The sequence below is a fragment of the Pseudomonas abietaniphila genome (assembly GCF_039697315.1).
In the GTDB taxonomy this organism is placed as follows: Bacteria; Pseudomonadota; Gammaproteobacteria; order Pseudomonadales; family Pseudomonadaceae; genus Aquipseudomonas; species Aquipseudomonas abietaniphila_B.
The window spans coordinates 3277419-3298271 of the sequence record NZ_CP155619.1 but is presented as its reverse complement, the minus strand read 5'-3'; the positions used below and the strand labels follow the sequence as shown (position 1 = coordinate 3298271).

19 protein-coding genes and 2 pseudogenes are annotated in these 20853 nt (G+C 60.6%); 10 read left to right on the top strand and 11 right to left on the bottom strand.

The window, feature by feature from the left end; translation table 11 throughout:
* Window positions 1–103 precede the first annotated feature (103 nt).
* Window positions 104–2953 (top strand): class I adenylate cyclase, encoded by a 2850-nt coding sequence (locus ABDX87_RS14685; RefSeq protein WP_346828538.1) that lies wholly within the window; start codon window positions 104–106, stop codon window positions 2951–2953.
* 145 nt (window positions 2954–3098) lie between these two features.
* Here the strand turns inward: ABDX87_RS14685 and ABDX87_RS14680 are convergent, their stop codons facing one another.
* Together ABDX87_RS14680 and cyaY are read right to left on the bottom strand one after the other, a co-directional pair.
* Entirely contained in the window at window positions 3099–3320 is a 222-nt protein-coding gene (locus ABDX87_RS14680; protein ID WP_346828537.1) for a DUF1289 domain-containing protein, read from the bottom strand.
* Window positions 3320–3676, bottom strand: a complete 357-nt coding sequence (gene cyaY, locus ABDX87_RS14675; RefSeq protein ID WP_346828536.1) for an iron donor protein CyaY — start codon at window positions 3674–3676, stop codon at window positions 3320–3322. Before cyaY ends, ABDX87_RS14680 begins: the two co-directional genes overlap by 1 nt.
* 238 nt (window positions 3677–3914) lie before the next feature.
* Here cyaY and lptM point away from each other — a divergent pair, with 238 nt between their 5' ends.
* Genes lptM through ABDX87_RS14645 form a run of 6 tightly spaced genes read left to right on the top strand, consistent with a single transcriptional unit; the run spans window position 3915 to window position 8510 of the window.
* Entirely contained in the window at window positions 3915–4073 is a 159-nt protein-coding gene (gene lptM / locus ABDX87_RS14670) for an LPS translocon maturation chaperone LptM (RefSeq protein WP_081564772.1), read from the top strand.
* A gap of 9 nt (window positions 4074–4082) precedes the next feature.
* Window positions 4083–5330, top strand: coding sequence for a diaminopimelate decarboxylase (lysA, locus tag ABDX87_RS14665; RefSeq protein ID WP_346828535.1), 1248 nt, complete (start codon window positions 4083–4085; stop codon window positions 5328–5330).
* Window positions 5331–5334: 4 nt separating this feature from the next.
* Window positions 5335–6165 carry a diaminopimelate epimerase gene (gene dapF, locus ABDX87_RS14660; protein ID WP_346828534.1) on the top strand — a complete coding sequence of 277 codons (831 nt, stop codon included), beginning with the start codon at window positions 5335–5337 and terminating at the stop codon, window positions 6163–6165.
* 13 nt (window positions 6166–6178) lie between these two features.
* On the top strand, window positions 6179–6916 hold the full coding sequence (locus ABDX87_RS14655) for a DUF484 family protein (protein ID WP_346828533.1): 738 nt from the start codon (window positions 6179–6181) through the stop codon (window positions 6914–6916).
* 2 nt (window positions 6917–6918) lie between these two features.
* The gene (gene xerC / locus ABDX87_RS14650; protein WP_346828532.1) at window positions 6919–7818 is read left to right on the top strand and encodes a tyrosine recombinase XerC; all 900 of its coding nucleotides are present in this window, start codon (window positions 6919–6921) and stop codon (window positions 7816–7818) included.
* Complete coding sequence (locus ABDX87_RS14645) at window positions 7815–8510, top strand: HAD family hydrolase (RefSeq protein WP_346828531.1); 696 nt, start codon at window positions 7815–7817, stop codon at window positions 8508–8510. Before xerC ends, ABDX87_RS14645 begins: the two co-directional genes overlap by 4 nt.
* A 127-nt stretch (window positions 8511–8637) precedes the next feature.
* Here the strand turns inward: ABDX87_RS14645 and sutA are convergent, their stop codons facing one another.
* The 4 genes from sutA to glnK all read right to left on the bottom strand — a co-directional run bounded on the left by sutA (window position 8638) and on the right by glnK (window position 11442).
* On the bottom strand, window positions 8638–8970 hold the full coding sequence (gene sutA, locus ABDX87_RS14640) for a transcriptional regulator SutA (protein ID WP_346828530.1): 333 nt from the start codon (window positions 8968–8970) through the stop codon (window positions 8638–8640).
* A 93-nt stretch (window positions 8971–9063) separates the two neighbouring features.
* Window positions 9064–9495 (bottom strand): secondary thiamine-phosphate synthase enzyme YjbQ, encoded by a 432-nt coding sequence (locus ABDX87_RS14635; protein ID WP_346828529.1) that lies wholly within the window; start codon window positions 9493–9495, stop codon window positions 9064–9066.
* 237 nt (window positions 9496–9732) lie between these two features.
* Window positions 9733–11070, bottom strand: coding sequence for an ammonium transporter (locus ABDX87_RS14630; protein ID WP_062379716.1), 1338 nt, complete (start codon window positions 11068–11070; stop codon window positions 9733–9735).
* 33 nt (window positions 11071–11103) lie between these two features.
* Window positions 11104–11442: a P-II family nitrogen regulator gene (gene glnK / locus ABDX87_RS14625; RefSeq protein ID WP_002555808.1), complete on the bottom strand. Its 339-nt coding sequence runs from the start codon at window positions 11440–11442 to the stop codon at window positions 11104–11106.
* Window positions 11443–11861: 419 nt separating this feature from the next.
* Between glnK and ABDX87_RS14620 the strand changes: the two genes are divergently transcribed.
* Window positions 11862–12125 carry an accessory factor UbiK family protein gene (locus tag ABDX87_RS14620; RefSeq protein WP_346828528.1) on the top strand — a complete coding sequence of 88 codons (264 nt, stop codon included), beginning with the start codon at window positions 11862–11864 and terminating at the stop codon, window positions 12123–12125.
* A gap of 42 nt (window positions 12126–12167) precedes the next feature.
* Here the strand turns inward: ABDX87_RS14620 and ABDX87_RS14615 are convergent.
* Window positions 12168–12272, bottom strand: a pseudogene (locus ABDX87_RS14615) (addiction module antidote protein, HigA family); the annotation flags it as partial.
* Window positions 12273–12384: 112 nt separating this feature from the next.
* Between ABDX87_RS14615 and ABDX87_RS14610 the strand changes: the two are divergent.
* Window positions 12385–13878, top strand: a complete 1494-nt coding sequence (locus ABDX87_RS14610) for a YifB family Mg chelatase-like AAA ATPase (RefSeq protein WP_346828527.1) — start codon at window positions 12385–12387, stop codon at window positions 13876–13878.
* Window positions 13879–14218: 340 nt separating this feature from the next.
* On the opposite strand, the gene ABDX87_RS29225 is transcribed toward ABDX87_RS14610, so the two are convergent.
* The 3 genes and pseudogenes from ABDX87_RS29225 to ABDX87_RS14600 form a co-directional block, all read right to left on the bottom strand.
* Window positions 14219–14941 carry a methyl-accepting chemotaxis protein gene (locus ABDX87_RS29225; protein ID WP_431061257.1) on the bottom strand — a complete coding sequence of 241 codons (723 nt, stop codon included), beginning with the start codon at window positions 14939–14941 and terminating at the stop codon, window positions 14219–14221.
* A gap of 180 nt (window positions 14942–15121) precedes the next feature.
* Window positions 15122–16054, bottom strand: a pseudogene (locus ABDX87_RS29220) (Cache 3/Cache 2 fusion domain-containing protein); the annotation flags it as partial.
* Between the two features lie 392 nt (window positions 16055–16446).
* Window positions 16447–17367, bottom strand: coding sequence for a LysR substrate-binding domain-containing protein (locus ABDX87_RS14600; RefSeq protein ID WP_346828525.1), 921 nt, complete (start codon window positions 17365–17367; stop codon window positions 16447–16449).
* A gap of 164 nt (window positions 17368–17531) precedes the next feature.
* On the opposite strand from ABDX87_RS14600, the gene ABDX87_RS14595 reads away from it, so the two are divergent.
* The gene (locus ABDX87_RS14595; RefSeq protein WP_346828524.1) at window positions 17532–18914 is read left to right on the top strand and encodes a NorM family multidrug efflux MATE transporter; all 1383 of its coding nucleotides are present in this window, start codon (window positions 17532–17534) and stop codon (window positions 18912–18914) included.
* Window positions 18915–19074: 160 nt separating this feature from the next.
* Here the strand turns inward: ABDX87_RS14595 and ABDX87_RS14590 are convergent, their stop codons facing one another.
* Window positions 19075–20745 carry a putative bifunctional diguanylate cyclase/phosphodiesterase gene (locus tag ABDX87_RS14590; RefSeq protein ID WP_346828523.1) on the bottom strand — a complete coding sequence of 557 codons (1671 nt, stop codon included), beginning with the start codon at window positions 20743–20745 and terminating at the stop codon, window positions 19075–19077.
* Between the last annotated feature and the right edge of the window lie 108 nt (window positions 20746–20853).

The following is a 20853-nucleotide window of genomic DNA, read 5'->3' as shown; positions in this document are numbered from 1 at the left end:
AAAAACGAGCTATCGCGTTATAAGCAGCCATCTGATGCTGACCTTTCTTTCCTGTCGTCTTGTTCGCCACCCCAGCAGTGCCGCTCGCCGGCTTTGAGTCGCGATGACGCGTAGTTTCGAAATTCGCCCCGATCTGGATGAGGGCATCGACCGCAAGGTCCTCAGCCAGTTGCGCAACCGCTTCCTGACCCTCAATGAAGGGCGGCTCGCGCGCGCCAACGAAGGTTTGTCCACTCGCCAACAGTCCGTGCTGGCCCTGTTGCCGCTGTTTTTTCACGTCAACCATCCCCTGCTGCCCGGCTATGTCTCGGGGGCGACGCCTGCTGGCGTATCCCACTACGAGCCCGACGCGCAGGCGCTGGCCGAAGCGCAGCGCCTGACGCGCTCGTTCTCGTACAAACCACGTCGCGGCAATCCTCCACAACCCATCCACGGCATCTTCCTGATGGGCAGCCTGGGAACGCTGGCGCAGGCCGATCAGAGCGACATGGACGTCTGGGTCTGCCACGACACCAACCTGTCGCCCGAAGAAGTCACCGAACTGCGCAAAAAATGCCAGGCGCTGGAAACCTGGGCGGCGACGATGGGCGCCGAGGCGCACTTTTTCCTGATCGACCCTGAGCGGTTTGTACTGGGCGAGCGCGATGCACAGTTGAGCGGCGAAGATTGCGGGACGACGCAGCACTACCTGCTACTCGACGAGTTCTATCGCACGGCGATCTGGCTGGCGGGCCGCACCCCCATCTGGTGGCTGGTGCCCGTCTACGAAGAGACGCGTTACGCCGAGTACACCCATACGCTTCTGTCCAAGCGCTTCATTCGAGAAGACGAAGTGCTCGATCTGGGCAACATGTCGCGCATTCCGCCCGGCGAGTTCATCGGGGCTGGGCTCTGGCAGCTGTTCAAGGGCATAGAGTCACCCTACAAGTCCGTGCTCAAGCTGTTGCTGACCGAGGTCTACGCCAGCGAACACCCTCAGGTACAGTGCTTGAGCATGCGCTTCAAACAGCAGGTGTTCGCCAACAACGTCGACCTGGACGAACTCGATCCTTACATGATGGTGTACCGCCGGATCGAGGAATACCTACGCGACCGGGGCGAGCCGGAACGACTGGAACTGGTCAGACGCAGCCTTTACCTCAAGGTCAACAAGAAGCTCACCGGCTTGCCGCGCCAGCGAACCACGAGCTGGCAGCGCCTGTTGCTGGAGCGTCTGGCTAAAGAATGGAAATGGGACGAGCGTCAGCTTGCCCTGCTCGACAGTCGCAGCCAGTGGAAGGTGCGGCAGGTGTCCAGCGAGCGCCGTGCATTGGTCAGCGAGCTCAATTACAGCTATCGCTTCCTGACGCAATTCGCTCGCACGCAAAACGCGATCAGTTCCATCAACAAGCGCGACCTGAATGTGCTCGGCCGTCGACTGTATGCCGCGTTCGAGCGCAAGGCGGGCAAAGTCGAATTCGTCAATCCGGGCATTTCTCCGGACTTGGCCGAGGACACACTGACGCTGGTGCAATCGCCGAACAAGCGTGAGCCAGGCAAATACCAGTGGGGTTTGTACAACGGCAACCTTGGCGCCCATGAGTGGGAAACCTTCGCGCCGATCAAGCGCAGCCGCGAACTGCTGGAGCTTCTGGCCTGGTGCCATCGCAATAACGTGATCGACAGCAGCACCCGACTCGCACTGCACCCAGGCGCGAGCGATCTGACCGAGTTCGAGCTGTTCAATCTTCAGGGTGCCTTGCAACACAGCATTCCGACGCCGCTGGGCATGGTTCACGAAGACGTGCTGCTCAAGCCGAGCGTGCCCAGCGAAATCCTGCTGCTGGTCAACGTAGGCGTTGACCCGCTCAAGCACCACAAAGACCTGAACATCCTGATGACCACCGAGCGCACTGACTCGTTGAGCTATGCCGGGGTTCGGGAAAACCTGGTGCTGACCTTCGACCAGATCACGCTCAACAGCTGGAACGAGGTGCTGGTCAGTCGCTTTGACGGCCCGCATGCGCTGCTCGACTGTCTCACCGAGTTGCTCAACAACTTGCCTGAAAGATCACCTCAGCCGGTCATCCGCGTGCGCTGCTTCTGCCACAACCGGGCGCCTGCGATTGCGCAAAGGGTCGAGGAGCTGGTCAATACGGCGCAATTGCTGCTGGCTCGAAACCTGAATCATCGTTATCTGATTCAGGTCCAGCACCACTATCACGTGCTGGAAATGAAGCCGGGGCAAGTCAGCCACGTTGCGATCGACACCCTGACGGCGCTTTACGAATACCTGGGCGAAGAATTACCGACCTACAGCCCGATCCACCTCGACCCGCAAGCGCTCGATGACAACGACCTGTCGCTGATCATTCCTCACGGCCAGCCTGAATGCATTCAGGTGTTCTACCGGATCAACGAGCCGCAGGCCGATCTGTACGTACTCGATGAACATAACGCGCTCTGGCATCAGCGTTTGCCGTATCACGACGAATCCAGCCTGATGATGCCGTTGCAGCGCTTCCTGCAGTCATTGATGTATCGACGTGGCGCGCTCTTGCCGCTGGATAACCCGCTGGAGCCTTCGTCGCTGGAGACGTTGTACTACCGAATCACCCCGGACGGCGCCGGGCGGGCCCGGCGCATCGAGCAACGACTGGCGCCGGTCATGCCCACCAACAAACCGTTTTACGACGTTCAGGCCATCGTCGAGGAAGCCTCTCCGGGCCAGGTCAGCGTGACGCTGTACTGCGACGGGATGGAGTTTTCCGAGCTGGAATTCGGCGAACAACTGTACAGCGTCGTCGCCCGCCAGATTCTCGATCAGCGCAGCGAGCCTCAACGCTACCGCTGCTACATCACTGATCTGGATCTCTCGGGAATACTGGGGGATACGCGAGGACAGACCATCTTGTTCCTGCGTTACAAGGCCGAGCTTGAGAAGTCGCTGAATGAAGCGATGGATGGGGCTTGAGGAACGCCCAAATCGTGCCGAGTGGACGAAGTCCTGTGGGAGCGAATTCATTCGCGAAAGAGCGTGCAGGCGAAAGATTTTTATCGGCTGTAACGCCGCATCGCGAATGAATTCGCTCCCACAGAAGCCAGGAGCGATCCATTAGTCAAAGCTGCGCACGCCGCTCTGATGCCTGTCGCACAATCTCTCGTCTGCGCTCATCCGTCGCCGCGCGCCATTCGCGGATGTCTTCGACATGCCGGAAACACCCTGTACACACTTTGCCTTCATCCAGCCGGCATACGCTGATGCAAGGCGATGGAACAGCCGGGCTGACGTTACTGAACAGCGGCTTCGGCGGTCTGACGGGGGCGGCACTTGCAGTCATTAGCGATTGCCGTCGCTGTGACCGTCAATAGCGTCGAACTCGATCTCGACATTGGCCTGCTTCAGCGCCAGACGCTGGAGCATTTCGCCCAGCAGCTCTTCGCTTTTGTCGCACACCCAGCGTTTCTCTTCTTCGTCGTAGTCGAAGTGGAAACCACCGTCGACCGCCGCCAGCCACAACTGACGCAGCGGCTCCTGGCGACTGAAGATGAATTGAGTGCCGTTTTCAAATTTCACCGTGAGCACACCGGCCGAACTCTCAAGGTCCAGATCCAGACCGCTCTCGTCGAAAATGTCCTCGAGCTTTTCTTGGGTGGCATCCACCAGGTCGTGAAAGCGGGCTTCGGTCAAACTCATTGCAGGAACCTCGAAAGTGTCTACGGATGGCGCAGCGACGCAAGATACGGTCGCTCTTCGGCAATTGCAAAGCATACCCGCCCAATTGCCATTCGCTGCGCCAAAAAACCGCACGGCGTTTACGTTGTTATCAGCAAATGCGTCAAAGCCCCGCCGGACGGGAACTCCAGCGCATAGGCAATCTGTAGGCTGGTCGGTATACTCGGGCGCAATTAATGCTTATACAAAGGATTTCGCCATGAAGCGCCTGATTTCCTCCCTGGCCGCGCTCCTCGCTGTAGCGTGCCTGGTCTCTGCCTGCGGTCAAAAAGGTCCGCTGTACCTGCCTGATGATGAACAGTCCAACGCACCGGGCGCTCAGAACCAATCGCACTCGCACAAGCACTCGACCTACTAGGGACTGACCATGGACGCCTTCAACTACCGCGACGGTGAGCTGTTCGCGGAGGGAGTTGCATTGTCTGCCATCGCCGAGCGCTTCGGCACGCCGACGTATGTCTACTCCCGCGCGCACATCGAAGCGCAATACCGCGCCTATGCCGACGCTCTGAGTGGCACGCCGCACCTGGTCTGCTTCGCGGTCAAAGCCAACTCCAACCTGGGCGTCCTCAATGTCCTGGCGCGTCTGGGCGCCGGTTTCGACATCGTTTCCCGTGGCGAACTGGAGCGTGTGCTGGCCGCAGGCGGTCAGGCCGACAAGATCGTGTTCTCCGGCGTCGGCAAGACCCGTGACGACATGCGTCGTGCGCTTGAAGTGGGCGTTCATTGCTTCAACGTCGAATCCACCGATGAACTGGAACGCCTGCAGGTCGTGGCCGCCGAAATGGGCGTACGCGCCCCGGTTTCCCTGCGCGTAAACCCGGACGTTGACGCGGGCACTCACCCGTACATTTCCACCGGCCTAAAAGAAAACAAGTTCGGCATCGCCATCGCTGACGCCGAAGACGTGTACATCCGCGCCGCGCAGCTGCCGAACCTTGAAGTCATCGGCGTCGATTGCCATATCGGCTCGCAGCTGACCACGCTGTCGCCTTTCGTCGATGCGCTGGATCGCCTGCTGGACCTGGTCGACCGTCTTGGCGACTGCGGCATTCAGCTGCGTCACCTGGATCTGGGTGGCGGTCTGGGCGTGCGTTATCGCGATGAAGAGCCGCCTTTGGCCGGCGACTACATCAAAGCCGTGCGCGAACGCCTTGAGGGTCGCGACCTGGCATTGATGTTCGAACCAGGCCGTTTCATCGTGGCAAACGCCGGCGTGCTGCTGACCCGTATCGAATACCTCAAGCACACCGAGCACAAAGACTTCGCCATCGTTGACGCGGCCATGAACGACCTTATCCGCCCGGCGCTGTACCAGGCCTGGATGGACGTCACGGCGGTTCAGCCACGTGACGGCGCGGCGCGCGTGTATGACATCGTGGGTCCCATCTGCGAAACCGGCGACTTCTTGGCCAAGGAACGCGAACTGGCGCTGGCCGAAGGCGATCTGCTGGCGGTTCACTCCGCTGGCGCCTACGGCTTCGTAATGAGCTCCAACTACAACACCCGCGGCCGTACGGCCGAGGTGTTGGTCGATGGGGATCAGGCGTTCGAAGTGCGTCGTCGTGAAACCGTGACTGAGCTGTTTGCCGGCGAAAGCCTGCTGCCGGAGTAATCCCATGCTGCTGCGTTTTACCAAGATGCATGGCCTGGGCAACGATTTCATGGTGCTGGACCTCGTGAGCCAGCACGCGCACATCCTGCCCAAGCACGCCAAGCAATGGGGCGATCGACACACCGGTATCGGTTTCGATCAGTTGCTGCTGGTTGAAGCGCCGAGCAATCCGGATGTGGATTTTCGTTACCGGATTTTCAATTCTGACGGTTCTGAAGTCGAACAGTGCGGCAACGGCGCGCGCTGCTTCGCCCGCTTCGTGCTGGACAAGCGCCTGACGGCCAAAAAGCAGATCCGCGTCGAAACCAAGGGCGGCATCATCGAACTGGACGTCCGTAACGACGGCCAGATCAGCGTCAACATGGGCGCGCCGCGTCTGGTGCCTGCTGATATTCCTTTCGATGCGCCGCAACAGGCGATCAGCTACACGCTTGAAGTGGACACTGAAACGGTCGAACTGGCAGCCGTCTCCATGGGCAATCCCCATGCGGTGCTGCGCGTCTACGACATCAACAACGCGCCGGTTCATACGCTGGGCCCGAAAATCGAGAATCACCCACGCTTTCCGGCCCGTGTGAACGTCGGTTTCCTCCACGTCGTCGACCGTCAGCGCGCACAATTGCGGGTGTGGGAACGCGGAGCGGGCGAAACCCAGGCGTGTGGGACCGGCGCCTGTGCAGCGGCCGTGGCCGCCATCAGCCAAGGCTGGATGGAGTCGCCGCTGTTGATCGATCTGCCCGGTGGACGCCTGTCCATCGAGTGGGCCGGCCCGGGACATCCTGTGCTGATGACCGGCCCGGCCGTCAGGGTCTACGAAGGCCAAGTACGTCTATGAGTGAGAGTATCCAATGACCGACCAGCCTCAGACTTCAACCGACACGCCCAGCGAATCGCCTGCCGATAACGCAGTGCCCGCCCTTGAAGCCGAGGCAGTCGCCGCCTGGCTACAGCAACACCCGGACTTCTTCGCCGAGCATGACGACCTGCTCACCGCGATGCGCATTCCTCATCAGCGAGGCGACACCGTCTCGCTGGTTGAGCGCCAGCTGAAGATACTGCGCGAACGCAATATCGAAATGCGCCATCGGCTTTCCCAACTGATGGACGTCGCACGCGACAACGACCGTCTCTTCGAAAAAACCCGTCGCCTGATCCTCGCGCTGATGGATGCCGTCAGCCTTGAAGACATCGTCATTGCGGTGGAAGACAGCCTGCGTCAGGAGTTTCAGGTGCCGTTTGTGAGCCTGATCCTGTTCAGCGACAACCCGATGACCGTGGGTCGCTGGGTCACCAGTGCCGAGGCGCAGAAAGCCATCGGTGGATTGATTTCCGGCGGCAAGACAGTGTGCGGCGCCCTGCGTGAGCACGAGCTGGAGTTCCTGTTCGGTGCTGACCAGAGTAAAGAAGTCGGCTCTACCGCCATCGTCGCGCTCAATCATCAAGGCCTGCACGGCGTCCTTGCCATCGGCAGCCGCGACCCGCAGCACTACAAAAGTTCGGTGGGCACGCTGTTTCTCACCTACATCGCCGATGTATTGAGCCGCCTGCTGCCGCGCTTCACCAACGCCCTGCGTTCGGTGCGCTAGTCATGGAACGGCAACTGGACGCTTACTGCTCACACCTGCGCAGTGAGCGTCAGGTGTCGCCCCACACGCTGGATGCGTATCGCCGAGATTTGAGCAGAGTGCTGGGATTCTGCGAGAAGCAGAACATCGGCAGCTGGAACGCCCTGGACATCCAGTCCATGCGTGGCCTCGTCGCCCGCTTGCACCAGCAAGGTCAGTCATCGCGCAGCATCGCCCGGCTGCTCTCGGCAGTGCGAGGCTTTTATCATTACCTGAACCGCGAAGGTATCTGCGATCACGACCCGGCCAACGGTCTGGCGCCGCCCAAAGGCGAACGCCGTCTGCCCAAGACGCTGGATGCCGACCGCACGCTGCAATTACTGGAAGGCGGCGTGGAAGACGAATTCCTCGCCCGCCGCGATCACGCGATTCTCGAACTGTTTTACTCGTCCGGCCTGCGCTTGTCGGAGCTGACAGGCCTGAATTGCGAGCAGCTGGACCTGGCGGACGGCCTTGTTCAGGTGCTGGGTAAAGGCAGCAAGACCCGCGTCCTTCCTGTCGGCCGAAAAGCCCGTGAGGCACTGGAGGAATGGCTGAAACAGCGCGCGCTGGCCAACCCTCAGGACGACGCGGTGTTCATCAGCCAGCAAGGTAGGCGTCTGGGCCCGAGGTCGATCCAGCTACGGGTCAAAGCTGCGGGTGAGCGCGAGCTGGGACAGAACCTGCACCCGCACATGCTCCGGCACTCCTTCGCCAGCCACTTGCTCGAATCCTCCCAGGACCTGCGCGCCGTGCAGGAATTGCTGGGGCACGCCGACATCACTACAACTCAGATCTACACCCACCTGGATTTCCAACACCTGGCAACGGTGTATGACAGCGCCCACCCACGGGCCAAACGCAAGGATTCTTCAGAATCATGAGCATCAAGCTGATCACCTTCGATCTGGACGATACGTTGTGGGACACCGCACCGGCCATCGTCAGCGCAGAAGCCATGTTGCGCGAATGGCTGGCAGAACACGCACCGAAACTGGGCCCCGTGCCAGTGGAACATTTGTGGGAGATTCGCTCGCGGCTGGTCGAAGCCGACCCGAGCTTCAAGCACCGCATCAGCGCGTTGCGCCGTCGCGTGCTGTTTCTGGCACTTGAGGATGCGGGTTATGGTCATCCTGAGGCACAGGATCTGGCGGACCGCAGCTTTGAGGTCTTCCTGCAAGGACGGCACCAGCTGGACATCTTTCCGGAGGTCGTACCGACGCTGGAACTGCTCACCAAGCAGTACACCCTGGGCGTGGTCACCAACGGCAATGCCGACGTGCGCCGCCTGGGGCTGGCCGACTATTTTTCGTTTGCGCTGTGTGCAGAAGACCTGGGCATCGGCAAGCCCGACCCGGCGCCTTTCCTGGAAGCGCTCAAGCGCGGCAACGCCGATGCACGTCACGCCGTGCACGTGGGCGATCATCCCGGCGATGACATCGCAGGGGCTCAGCAGGCCGGCTTGCGGGCGATCTGGTACAACCCGACGGGCAAGCCGTGGGAGGCGGATAGACTGCCGGATGCGGAGATCAGGCGTTTGACGGAGTTGCCGGGGGTGTTGGCGGGGTGGGGTTGAGGGTTGCTTGGCATCAGAGTAAGAATTCCAGGCCAAGCACCAAAAAAGCAAAAGCCAAACCCCAAAAACCAAACCCAAAAAAAAGCCCGCAGCGACAGCGGGCTTTTCCAGCAGGTATCAGACACCCTTAAATAGGGCGGCTACCGTACTTGTTGTCAGGCTTCTTGGGCGGATCGGCGACCACATTGGCCTCCACTTCCTGCACTTTGCCGCCACGTGCGAGGAACTCTTCCATCGCGCGAGCCAGAGCGTCACGCTCTTTGTTCTTGGCCTCTACGCTCGGCAGCTCATCGATCGAGACCGCAGCCTTGGCCTTGCCTTTGGTGGGGGTGACCAATGCTTCAGGGCTGTCCTCGACGTCCGAAACCTCGTCATCGGGAGCAGCCGCAAGCTCCTCACCGTCGTCCTCACCTTCCAGATCGTCTTCCAGACCTTCGTTATCGATGTCGTCGTCGCTCATGTTCTACCTCATGACTTGCGAAAGCAGATTAGTTATAGCCCAGCTGCGCCTAATTTCTAAGACAGCCGGAAAAAATTCAACTACCGCCGACAATCAGCGGTCGTGCCCCTCACCCTGCAGGGTGGCGAGGACTTTACGTGCACCGCCTGCATCACGGTGCTCGCCTAAATAAACACCTTGCCAGATTCCCATCGCCAACCTCCCGTCAGTGACCGGAAGAACAAGCTGGCAGCCTAGCAAACTGGCTTTGAAGTGCGCAGGCAGGTCGTCGGGACCCTCGTCGTCATGTTCATAACCGTCACGCCCTTGCGGCACCAATCGGTTGAAAAAACGCTCGAAGTCACGACGCACAGCCGGGTCGGCATTCTCGTTGATGGTCAACGAGGCCGAGGTATGCTGCAGCCACAAATGCAACAGACCGACTCGGCAATCACGCAGTTCGGGAAGCCCTGCGACGATCTCGTCGGTCACCAGATGAAATCCGCGAGGTCTTGCACGCAGCGTGATTCTGGTCTGTTGCCACATACAGTTCTCCGCCCTTCGGCGCGCATTCTAACGCGGTAAAAAAAAAAACAAAGCGCGCAATGAGTGACGTTTTCTGTAAGCCGAAAACCCAAGCGGGTATCCCGTTGCAATAACGCCCGGAGATGCCCTGAGACAGGGCCTGCATGCCGTTCGAACGTCAATCGCTGGCGGTCTTGCCTATCGACAAACGCCAGACAAAAAAATGCCCGGTAACCCGGGCATTTTTTTAAGCCGTGATTACAAGTTGTAGCCACGCTCGTTGTGTTGCGCAAGGTCCAGGCCCACCGCTTCTTCTTCCTCGGTGACACGCAGGCCCATGACCGCGTCCAGCACCTTGAGGATGATGAAGGTCACGATCGCGGTGTAGATGATCGTGAAGCCTACGCCTTTGCACTGAATCCAGACTTGAGCTGCGATGTCGGTCACAGTGCCGAAGCCGCCCAGCGACGGTGCCGCGAAGACACCGGTCAGGATCGCGCCGAGGATACCGCCGATACCGTGAACGCCGAAGGCATCCAGGGAGTCGTCGTAGCCCAGTTTGCGTTTCAGGCTGGTGGCGCAGAAGAAGCAGACCACGCCCGCTGCCAGACCGATGATCAGGCCGCCCATTGGGCCGACAGTACCGGCCGCTGGGGTGATGGCAACCAGACCGGCAACCACGCCCGAAGCGATACCCAGCGCGCTTGGCTTACCGTGAGTCAGCCACTCGGCGAACATCCAGCCCAGCGCAGCAGCAGCGGTTGCAATCTGAGTGACCAGCATCGCCATACCGGCAGTGCCGTTCGCCGCAGCAGCGGAACCGGCGTTGAAGCCGAACCAGCCTACCCACAGCATCGCTGCGCCGACCAGGGTGTAACCCAGGTTGTGCGGAGCCATCGGGGTGGTCGGGAAACCTTTACGCTTGCCCAGTACCAGGCACGCTACCAGGCCAGCCACACCGGCGTTGATGTGAACGACGGTGCCGCCTGCGAAGTCGAGAACGCCCCAGTCCCACAGCAGACCACCGACACCACTCCAGACCATGTGCGCGATCGGCGCGTAGACCAGGGTGAACCAGATGGCCATGAAGATCAGCATCGCGGAGAACTTCATGCGTTCTGCGAAGGCACCGACGATCAGGGCTGGAGTAATGATGGCAAACGTCATCTGGAAGGTGACGAACACAGCTTCCGGGAACAGCGCTGTGGCACCTGTAATGCTGGAAGGCGTGATGCCTGCCAGGAACGCCTTCGACAGGCCGCCGACGAAGGAGTTGAAGTTAACGACGTTGGCTTCCATACCCGTGGTGTCGAACGCCATGCTGTAGCCGTAGATGCACCACAGAATGCTGATCAGACCGGTGATGGCGAAGCACTGCATCATGACGGAAAGAACGTTTTTTGAGCGGACCATGCCGCCGTAGAACAGCGCAAGACCGGGAACGGTCATGAACAGCACCAGGGCTGTCGAAGTCAGCATCCAGGCGGTATCGCCTGAGTTCAGTACGGGGGCTGCCACTTCGTCTGCCGCCATGGCCAAGCCAGGGGTTACGAGGGACAACAGGGCTCCTAGCCCTGCGAATTGACGCAGAGTCATATTGTTTTCTCCTGGGGCGTTGGGTTTGGCGGCTTAGATTGCGTCGGTATCGGTTTCGCCGGTACGGATGCGAATAGCCTGTTCCAGATTGACCACGAAGATCTTTCCGTCACCGATCTTGCCGGTGTTGGCCGCTTTGGTTATCGCTTCGATAACGCGGTCCAGATCCTTGTCGTCGATCGCAACATCGATCTTCACCTTGGGAAGGAAGTCGACTACGTATTCCGCACCGCGATACAGCTCGGTGTGGCCTTTCTGACGTCCGAAGCCTTTGACTTCAGTTACCGTGATGCCCTGCACGCCGATTTCGGACAACGACTCGCGTACGTCGTCCAGCTTGAACGGCTTGATGATGGCAGTGACTAGCTTCATGAAACTTTCTCCCGAATTGGTGGACTTGCCCCAGGAAAACAAACCCGACTCAAGTCTAAGCGCAGTGTCTGGCTTTGTAACGCGTCGATGGCCCGAAACAGACCAGACCAACGCCAGAAAACCGCTTCTGACGAAACACTTCCCCGCTCCGCCTGCCGCACTGCATTCGTCACAGCGACTGCATCAGTGCATGGGTCATATGCCACTAAGCAGAAAGCTTGCCATCTCGTTCAATCCCAAGAATTACAGCACCTTGATGCCTGTTCCGAGTACCCAGATCGCCATCATCCAACCCGGCCGCACAACAACAGTGCGCGAGTGCACGCCGTCATGCGCGAAAACCGTGCAACCCTGCGCCCGTGAAAAGACTATAGACGCTGCGTGCTACACTGCCGCCCATCTGATTCCGGAAGTTGATCATGCTTGCGCCCAAAGCTTTTCTAGACGCCCTGAGTGGCCATGCCTCGCGGTTGTTCAACGGCGAGACCCCGCTGCCACGCAACGAATTCGAAACCCAGTTCAAAGCGCTGCTGCAAAGCGGCTTCAGCAAACTGGATCTGGTCAGTCGGGAAGAGTTCGACAGCCAGATGCTCGTCCTGGCCCGCACCCGTGCCCGTCTTGAGGCACTGGAAGCGAAAATGGCCGAGATGGAAGCGCGACTGGCGGCGCAGCCAAAAGAGTGAGACGACGACATGCCTGGCGCAGGCCGGGCATGTGGAATGTGCTCAAGCGCAGTGCGAGAGACGCTGGACTTGCGCCTTTATGGCCGACCCACTTTCGATTTCCGTTTTGCGCAGGTCGTAGGTCAGTTGCAGGTTTAGCCAGAACTCGGACTGAAATGCTGCCTAGACACACCCGGTAGAACTTGCGAAACCCTCTCCACCTCTTCGCTGACTATCCTTGAGCACGCCGCAGGACGCGGTGCCTCATCAAGGAAAGATCATGTCCCTCGCCATTGTCCTCAGCCGCGCACAAGTCGGCGTCGAAGCCCCTGCCGTCACCGTGGAAACCCATCTGGCCAACGGCTTGCCCTCATTGACGCTGGTGGGATTACCCGAAGGCGCTGTGAAAGAAAGCAAGGACCGGGTGCGCAGTGCGATTCTGAACTGTCGGCTGGAGTTTCCTGCGCGGCGTATCACTTTGAATCTCGCGCCTGCTGACTTGCCCAAGGACGGTGGCCGTTTCGATTTGGCCATCGCGCTGGGTTTGCTGGCTGCCAGCGCGCAAGTCCCGACGCTGGCGCTCGATGGCGTGGAGTGCCTGGGCGAACTTGCGCTGTCCGGTGCGATACGGCCTGTGCAGGGCGTGCTGCCCGCAGCGCTGGCCGCGCGCGCCGCTGGGCACACGTTGATCGTACCGGCGGTGAACGCCGAGGAAGCGTGTCTGGCCTCCGGGCTGAAGGTGATCGCAGTGAGTCATCTGCTCGAACTGGTGGCTCATTTGAACGGCCACACCGTCATCGCGCCGTATAAGTCCAACGGACTGATTCTGCAAACGCAGCCTTACCCCGATCTCAGCGAGGTCCAAGGCCAGACTGCCGCCAAGCGCGCGCTGTTGGTCGCTGCGGCCGGTGCTCACAACCTTCTGTTCAGCGGGCCGCCCGGCACTGGCAAAACCCTGCTCGCCAGCCGTCTTCCCGGTCTACTGCCACCGCTGGATGAGTTCGAGGCGCTGGAAGTCGCGGCGATTCAGTCGGTCGCCAGCCATGCGCCCTTGACCAGTTGGCCGCAAAGGCCCTTCCGTCAACCGCATCACTCGGCGTCGGGGCCTGCGCTGGTGGGCGGGGGCAGCCGCCCGCAACCCGGAGAAATCACCCTCGCCCATCACGGCGTGCTGTTTCTGGACGAACTGCCCGAATTCGACCGACGTGTGCTGGAGGTTTTACGAGAGCCGCTGGAATCGGGCCACATCGTCATTTCACGGGCCCGGGATCGCGTTCGTTTCCCGGCCCGGTTCCAACTGGTGGCGGCGATGAATCCGTGCCCGTGCGGTTATCACGGAGAACCCACCGGGCGTTGTCGCTGCTCGACCGATCAGATTCAGCGCTACCGCAACAAACTCTCCGGCCCGCTGCTGGACCGAATCGACCTGCACCTGACCGTCGCCCGCGAAACCACTTCTCTGGCCGCGACCGCGCAAGGCGGCGAAAGCAGCGCCAGTGCCGCCCAGCGGGTGTCCGAAGCCCGTGAACGCCAGCACAAGCGTCAGGCTTGCGCCAATGCGTTTCTCGACTTGCCCGCTTTGCGAGAACACTGCGCGCTGCTCGCCGAAGACGAGGCCTGGCTTGAAACCGCCTGTGAGCGCTTGAATTTGTCTTTGCGTGCCGCACACCGTTTGCTGAAAGTCGCACGAACGCTTGCGGACCTGGAGAACGTCGATGCGATCGCCAAGAGCCATATCGCCGAAGCGTTGCAGTATCGGCCGTCGACCGGGTGAGTGGCACACCCTTCACACAGCTCATACAGATGAAGCGTGAAGGACGAAGCGAGCGTCTGTTCTATGGGAGTGAGCTTGCTCACGAAGACGCCGGTACATTCGCAACACCTTCAGCGAACCAAACTCAGCATTCGCGAGCAAGCTCGCTCCCACAGTTCTGAAGTCTGAGCACACGTTAGTGCTTCGACGCGAAACCTGTGGGAGACGTCCGAGGTTACGAGGGCAGCGAATGCAGTGTCTCATTCCCCCAGATGCTGCAGGCCACCACATTCGCGAGCAAGCTCGCTCCCACAGATGCTTGGCCGACCCCGAGTCAGCGGTCTAGCGAACGGTCAATAGCTCACCGAAACCGATCCACTTCCTTACGCAGATCCGCGGCCAGCGCGTTCAGTTCTTGCGCGGTGACTGCCAGATTCGACACCACTTCACGCTGTTCGCTGTTCGCCAGTGCAATGCTTTGCAGGTTGGCACTGAGCATGGTCGCAGTGCTGCTTTGCTCTTGGGTCGCGGTGGTGATGGACGCGAACTGCTCGCCCGCCGAGCGACTTTGTTCGTCGATCTGCGCCAGCGCTGCCGCCACCTTGGCGTTACGCGTCAGGCCTTCCTGCATCAGCGCATTGCCCTGTTCCATCGTGTTGATTGCGTTACTGGTTTCCTGCTGGATGCTGGCGATCATGCCGGAGATTTCGTCGGTGGCCTGGCGGGTGCGCGAGGCGAGATTGCGAACCTCATCGGCGACCACGGCAAAACCGCGACCTTGCTCGCCCGCGCGCGCAGCCTCGATGGCGGCATTGAGGGCCAATAGATTGGTTTGTTCGGCGATGGAGGTGATCACGCTGACGATGCCGCCAATCTCCTGCGAGCGCTGGCCAAGGGTGTCGATCACGGCAGCCGTACTGCCCAGCGAACCTGCAATTTGCTCCAGCGAGGCCGACGCTTCTTCCATGGACGCGCGACCGATCCGCGTTTGCTGGGCATTGCCTTGGGCCATCCGTTCGGTGCTGCCCATGTTGTCGGCGATGGTCAGTGCTGTTGCGCTGAATTCTTCGACGGCACCGGCCATGCTGGTGATTTCGCCCGACTGTAGCTCCATGCCCTCGTAAGCGCCACCGGACAGACCGGACAACGCATGCGCCCGGCCGCTGACCTCCTGCGCTGCGGTACGAATATGCGAGACCATGGTTTCCAGCGCTTGCCCCATCTTGTTGAAGCTGGCCGCCAACTGGCCGATCTCGTCGTGACGGGTGACATTCAGGCGAGCGCTCAGGTCGCCAGCTCCCAAGGCCTCAGCCTGAGTCACCAGATCCGACAGCGGTTGAAGCTTGCTGCGCAGCAGCCAGATCGCGGCGCCCACAGCAATCAACATCGCCAGCAGGCTGCCGATCGCCAACTGCGTGCCGACACTCCAGGTCACAGCGCTGATTTCGTCCTTGGGCATGATCGCCAGAATCGACCACGGGCCGCCCGAGAACGGCTCCGCAACGGTGTAGAAATCGTTGCCTGCGTCCTGCCAGAACAGGCCTTTGCCGGGCGTTTTAACGAAGTCGGTCAAGGTCTTGCTTGCCTGATCCAGATCCTTCACGCCAGCAGGCGGGACCAGCCATTTGTTCTGCTCGTCGAGAAGCGCCAGCGAACCGGTTTTACCGATCCGGAAACTCTTGAGGTTGTCAAACTGAGCCTTTTGCGCATCGGTGTAATCAAAACCTACGAACAGCACCGCGATGACCTTACCACTGCTGTCACGGACCGGACTGTATTGGGTCATGTACAAACGATCGAACAGCAAGGCGCGACCGACATACTCCTGCCCGGCCAGCAGTCGCTCGTAGGCCGGATGCTTGTGGTCCAGCGACGTGCCGATGGCGCGCGAACCGTCCTGCTTGCTCAGTGATGTACTGATCCGGATGAAGTCGTCGCCGCTGCGCACGAACACGGTCGCCACGCCTGCGGTCATCTTCTTGAAATCGTCCACTTCGGCGAAGTCATTGTTCAGGGGATTGCCATTGAGGAGCAACGCAGGGGTCTGCAGGCCTGCGACAGCGATCTGCTGATCCGCCTGGAGCGTGAGGCCACTGAAGCGCTTCTCGAACAGTCCGCTCAACCGTTGAGTGCTGTCGCGCAAGGTGCTGTGGAAGGTGTTCAACTGGTCAGCCAGCAACCGCGCTTCACTGCCCATGTGCTCCTCACGGATGGCCAGGTTCGCCGAATCCAGTGAGCGCAGGGCGAACAGGGTACTGCCGCTGATGACAACGGCTAGGATGACGGCCAGGGCAATGCCGAGTTGCGAGGCAATACGGGCACGAGGCTGAGACATGAAAACTCCTTGCCGAACGACTGGATCGTCCTGATCTCAGGAAAACCATTCGGACTTAATCCAATAGAGGGTATCGATGAACCGATTGGAACAAACCGGTTTGCAATTACACATTCGGCTGACATGAGAAATACTTGAGTCCTACACCCGGTCTTAGGACGAAAGACTTGGTTACGATCTGTTTCACTTTATCGGGTGGGCTGCCGTTCCAGACGGTAGCCCAGCAGCGAAAACGAGCGAGCGCAGCGAAACCGTCACTCCAGAATGGTCACTTCCGGCAACGCCATCGCCTGCACCTCGGCCTGCAGAAAGTCGCTGAGCCGGCGCAAGCGCTCGCCGCCCGGCCGGGTTTTCGGCCAGACCAGGTAATAGTTTTCGCCGCTGACCACCGCCGTACGCCAGGGCAGGCTCAGGCGCCCTTGAATCACGTCTTCGGCCACCATCAGCAGATCGCCCATGGACACCCCGTAGCCGCGCGCCGCCGCAATCATCCCCAGCTCCAGAGTGTCGAACACTTGCCCGCCCTTGAGCGAGATTTGATCCGACAACCCCATGCGCTCCAGCCAGTTGCGCCAGTCGCGCCGGTCCGGCGTGGGATGCAGCAGCTCTGCGCTGGCCAGTCGCTCGACATCCCAGGGCGAATCATCGAGCAGGCTGGGCGATCCCACGGGAATCAGCAGCTCCGGGAACAGGTAAGTCGCCTCCCAGTCCGGCGGAAAATGCCCGCGACTCAGCAGCACCGCGCAGTCGAACGGTTCTTGGGTGAAGTCGACGTTATCGATGTCCATCCAGGCGCTGGTCAGTTGCACCTCGTTGCCGACCTGCAAATGACGAAACCGGCTGAGCCGCGCCAACAGCCAGCGCATGGTCAGCGTCGACGGCGCCTTCATGCGCAGGATTCCCTCCTCGGCCATCAATGCGCTGCAGGCCCGCTCCAGCGCCGAGAAGCCTTCACGTACGCCGGGCAACAACTCACGGGCGGCCTCGGTCAGCTGCAGATTGCGACCGTTTCGGCGAAACAGGCGACAGGCGAAATGTTCTTCCAGCGTTCGGATGTGCCGACTGACCGCGCTCTGGGTGATCGAAAGCTCCTCAGCGGCGCGGGTGAAAGAGGCGTGCCGCGCGGCGGCTTCGAATGCACGCAGCGCATACAAGGGCGGGAGACTACGAGGCATTGGACACTTTCCTCAGCGCGTGAAGACGAACCAAAGCACTTTACCGGAAACAGCCCAGGATGAGTTTTACTCATGCCAATGATCGTATTTATCCCTTTGTGCATTGGTGCCTGAATCACCACAATAAGCCGCTCATCAATGCCTCTCCTTCCGAGCGCCCGCCCATGCAACAGCACGCTTTCAAAGAACTGTGGATCATCCTGCGCCTGGCCGGGCCGCTGATCGCATCCCAGATGGCGCACATGCTGATGGTCTTCACCGACACTGTGATGATGGGCAAGCTTGGCCCCGAGTCTCTTGCCGGTGGCGGGTTGGGTGCTGCGAGTTACAACTTCGTTTCGTTTTTCTGCGTCGGCGTCATGGCGGCGGTTGGCACCCTGGTCGCCATTCGCAAAGGGGCGAACGACAACGCAGGTGCGACCCGTCTGACCCAGGCCGGGCTTTGGCTGGCGTGGGGGATGGCGCTGATCGCAGCCCTTATTCTGTGGAACCTTGAGCCGATCCTGCTGAATTTCGGCCAGGACGAAGCCAACGTTCACATGGCCAGCCAGTTTCTGATCACCTTGCCGCTTGCCCTGCCCGGCCTGCTGAGCTTCATGGCGCTGCGCGGCTTCACCAGCGCATTGGGCCGTGCAACGCCGGTGATGATCATCAGCCTGGTTGGCGTCGCGATGAATTTCGGGCTCAACTACGCCTTCATTCACGGCCTGTTCGGCCTGCCGCACTGGGGCCTGATGGGGATCGGGCTGGTGACCGCCGTCGTGACCAACAGCATGGCGCTGGCCCTGTGGCTGCACATTCGTTATCACAAGGCGTACGCGGCGTATCCGATTCATAAAGACCTGATGAACCTGTCGCGCAGTTGCCTCAAAGAGCTGTGGCGTCTGGGTCTGCCCATCGGCGGGACATATGCGGTGGAAGTCGGCCTGTTCACCTTCGCCGCCTTTTGCATGGGCGCGATGGGCAGCACGGAAATGGCGGCGCACCAGATCGCGCTGCAATCGGTCTCGATGGCTTTCATGATCCCGGTGGGTATTTCCTACGCGGTGACGATGCGGATTGGCTTGCATTACGGCGCGGGCAACTTGTTGCTGGCACGTACGGCGGGACGTATGGGCATTGGCTTCGGCGGCCTGCTGATGCTGTCGTTCGGCATCCTGTTCTGGGTCGCGCCGCACGCCGTCATCGGCCTGTTCGTGGACGTCAACGATCCGAAATACCAGGGCGTGGTGGAGTTGGCGGTGAAGCTGCTGGCGATTGCCGCCTGGTTCGAAATTCTCGACGGCACGCAGACTATTGCGATGGGTGCGATTCGGGGGTTCAAGGACGCGAAGACCACCTTCCTGATCGGTCTGGCGAGTTATTGGGTGGTGGGCGCACCGCTGGCCTGGGGTTTCGGTTTCCTCGCGCATCAAGGTGCGGTGGGCGTGTGGTGGGGCCTGGCGCTGGGCCTGCTGTGCTCGGCGGTTGCCCTGACCTACGCCTTCGAGCGCAAGACCACGAAGCTGTTGCGTAAAGAGGCGACGGGCGTCGTGGTGATGGGCTGATACAGAGCAATGGTAGGAGCGAGGCTTGTCCCGCGATCTGCCGGGAACCGGCAGCAAACCCGGCTGATGCGCTCTCCCTGACACACCAAGGTGCCTGAAATGACTGCCGCTTCGCGCCAGATCGCGGGGCAAGCCGCGCTCCTACATGAAAACGCGCGGTTCAGACGCTCTGTGTCAGCCGCCCTTTGCCTTCATCGAACATCAGATAATTCAGCAGCTCCGGCAACGCCAGCGGGTGGCTGATCAGATAGCCCTGCGCCTGATCGCAATTGAAACTGCGCAGCAACGCCAGTTGTTCCGGGGTCTCGACGCCTTCGGCGACGACTTCCAGGCTCAGGTTGTGCGCCAGGTTGATCATGGCGTGGACCAGCTTGCGGTTCTCTTCGCGCTGCTCCATCTCACCGACAAAGCTCTTGTCGATCTTGAGCAAGGTGATTGGCAGGCTATTCAGGTGCACGAACGACGAGAACCCGGTACCGAAGTCATCCAGGGAGAACCGCACACCCAGTCGGCCCAATGCGTCCATGGTCTGTTTGACCAGGTCACTGCGGCGCATGACCGCGGTTTCGGTGAGTTCGAATTCCAGCCACTGCGCGTCCACGCCGCGATCTTCGATCAAACGGCTCAGGGTCGTCAGTAGCTGATTGTCCTGAAACTGGCGGAACGACAGGTTGATCGCCATGTGCAGCGGCGGCAGGCCTTTTTCGCGCAGCGTCTGCATATCCCGCAGCGCCCGGGAAATCACCCAGTAACCCAGCGGCACGATCAGTCCGCTTTGCTCGGCCAACGGCACAAACTCGCTGGGCGGCAGCAATCCGCGTTCGGTGTGACGCCAACGCACCAGCGCCTCCAGCCCCAGAATTTTCCCGCTGTTCAGGCACAGTCTCGGCTGGTAATGCAGCTCCAGCTCGTCGCGTCGCAAGGCCCGACGCAGTTCGCTTTCCAGGTCCGCGAGGCTGCGGGCGTTGCGGTTGATGCGCTCGTTGAACACATGAAAGGTGCAGCCCTGCGTGCTTTTGGCCTGCTGCATGGCGATGTGGGCATGCCACATCAAGGGATCGGCGCCCGCGTCGGCCCGGGCGTGGGCGATGCCCAGGCTGCACCCGATCAGCAGGCTTTCGCCGTCGACCCAATACGGCTCGGACAAGGCCTCGGTGATGCGCTCGGCCATCCACTCCGCTCGTTCCGGCGCGCGGCGAGTGTCGATCAGCAGGGCGAACTCATCGCTGCCCAGGCGCGCGAGTTGATCGCAGGCCTCGAGCTGACTTTTCAACCGCGCCACAACCTGAAGGATCAGCCGGTCACCCGCTTGATGGCCGAGTGCGTCATTGGCGCGGCGAAAGTTGTCCAGGTCCAGATGCCCCAGCGCCAGCCCGCGCCCGTCGAACTCGACCAGGCGAGCCGCGAGCAAGGTCTGAAAACCCTGGCGGTTGGCAATGCCGGTCAGCGGGTCCTGTTCGGCGAGGCGTTGCAGGGTGTTTTCCAGCAGACCGCGTTCGCGCACGTGACGCAGGCAACGGCGCACGCTTTGAGGGGTCAGGAATTCGCGCACCAGCCAGTCAGCCACGCCCACCGGCTCTACGTCAGGCTCGGCGTCGAACAACAGCACCGTTGGCCAGCTGCATTGCCCCGCCGTCGGTTGCAGCGCGGGCGTGGTGAAGAGAATGAACGCGTGGGAGGGATCGGCGGCATCGCCAATAGCGTCCCAGCTCGACGCGCAGTCGAGAAACACGGTATCCCCGAGGGGCGCCAGGCACTCGCGTAATAACGCTGACCATTCCGGCGTGTCCGCCAGAAGCAGCAAACGCAAGGGTTCGACAGGCGTAGCCAAGCTAGTTCCCCAACCAATCCAAAGACATTGATGCCCACTCAAATGAGGGCCATCAAACGCGACACTCATCCGCGCGATGCGCAAATGTAACAAAACGGGGAAATATAG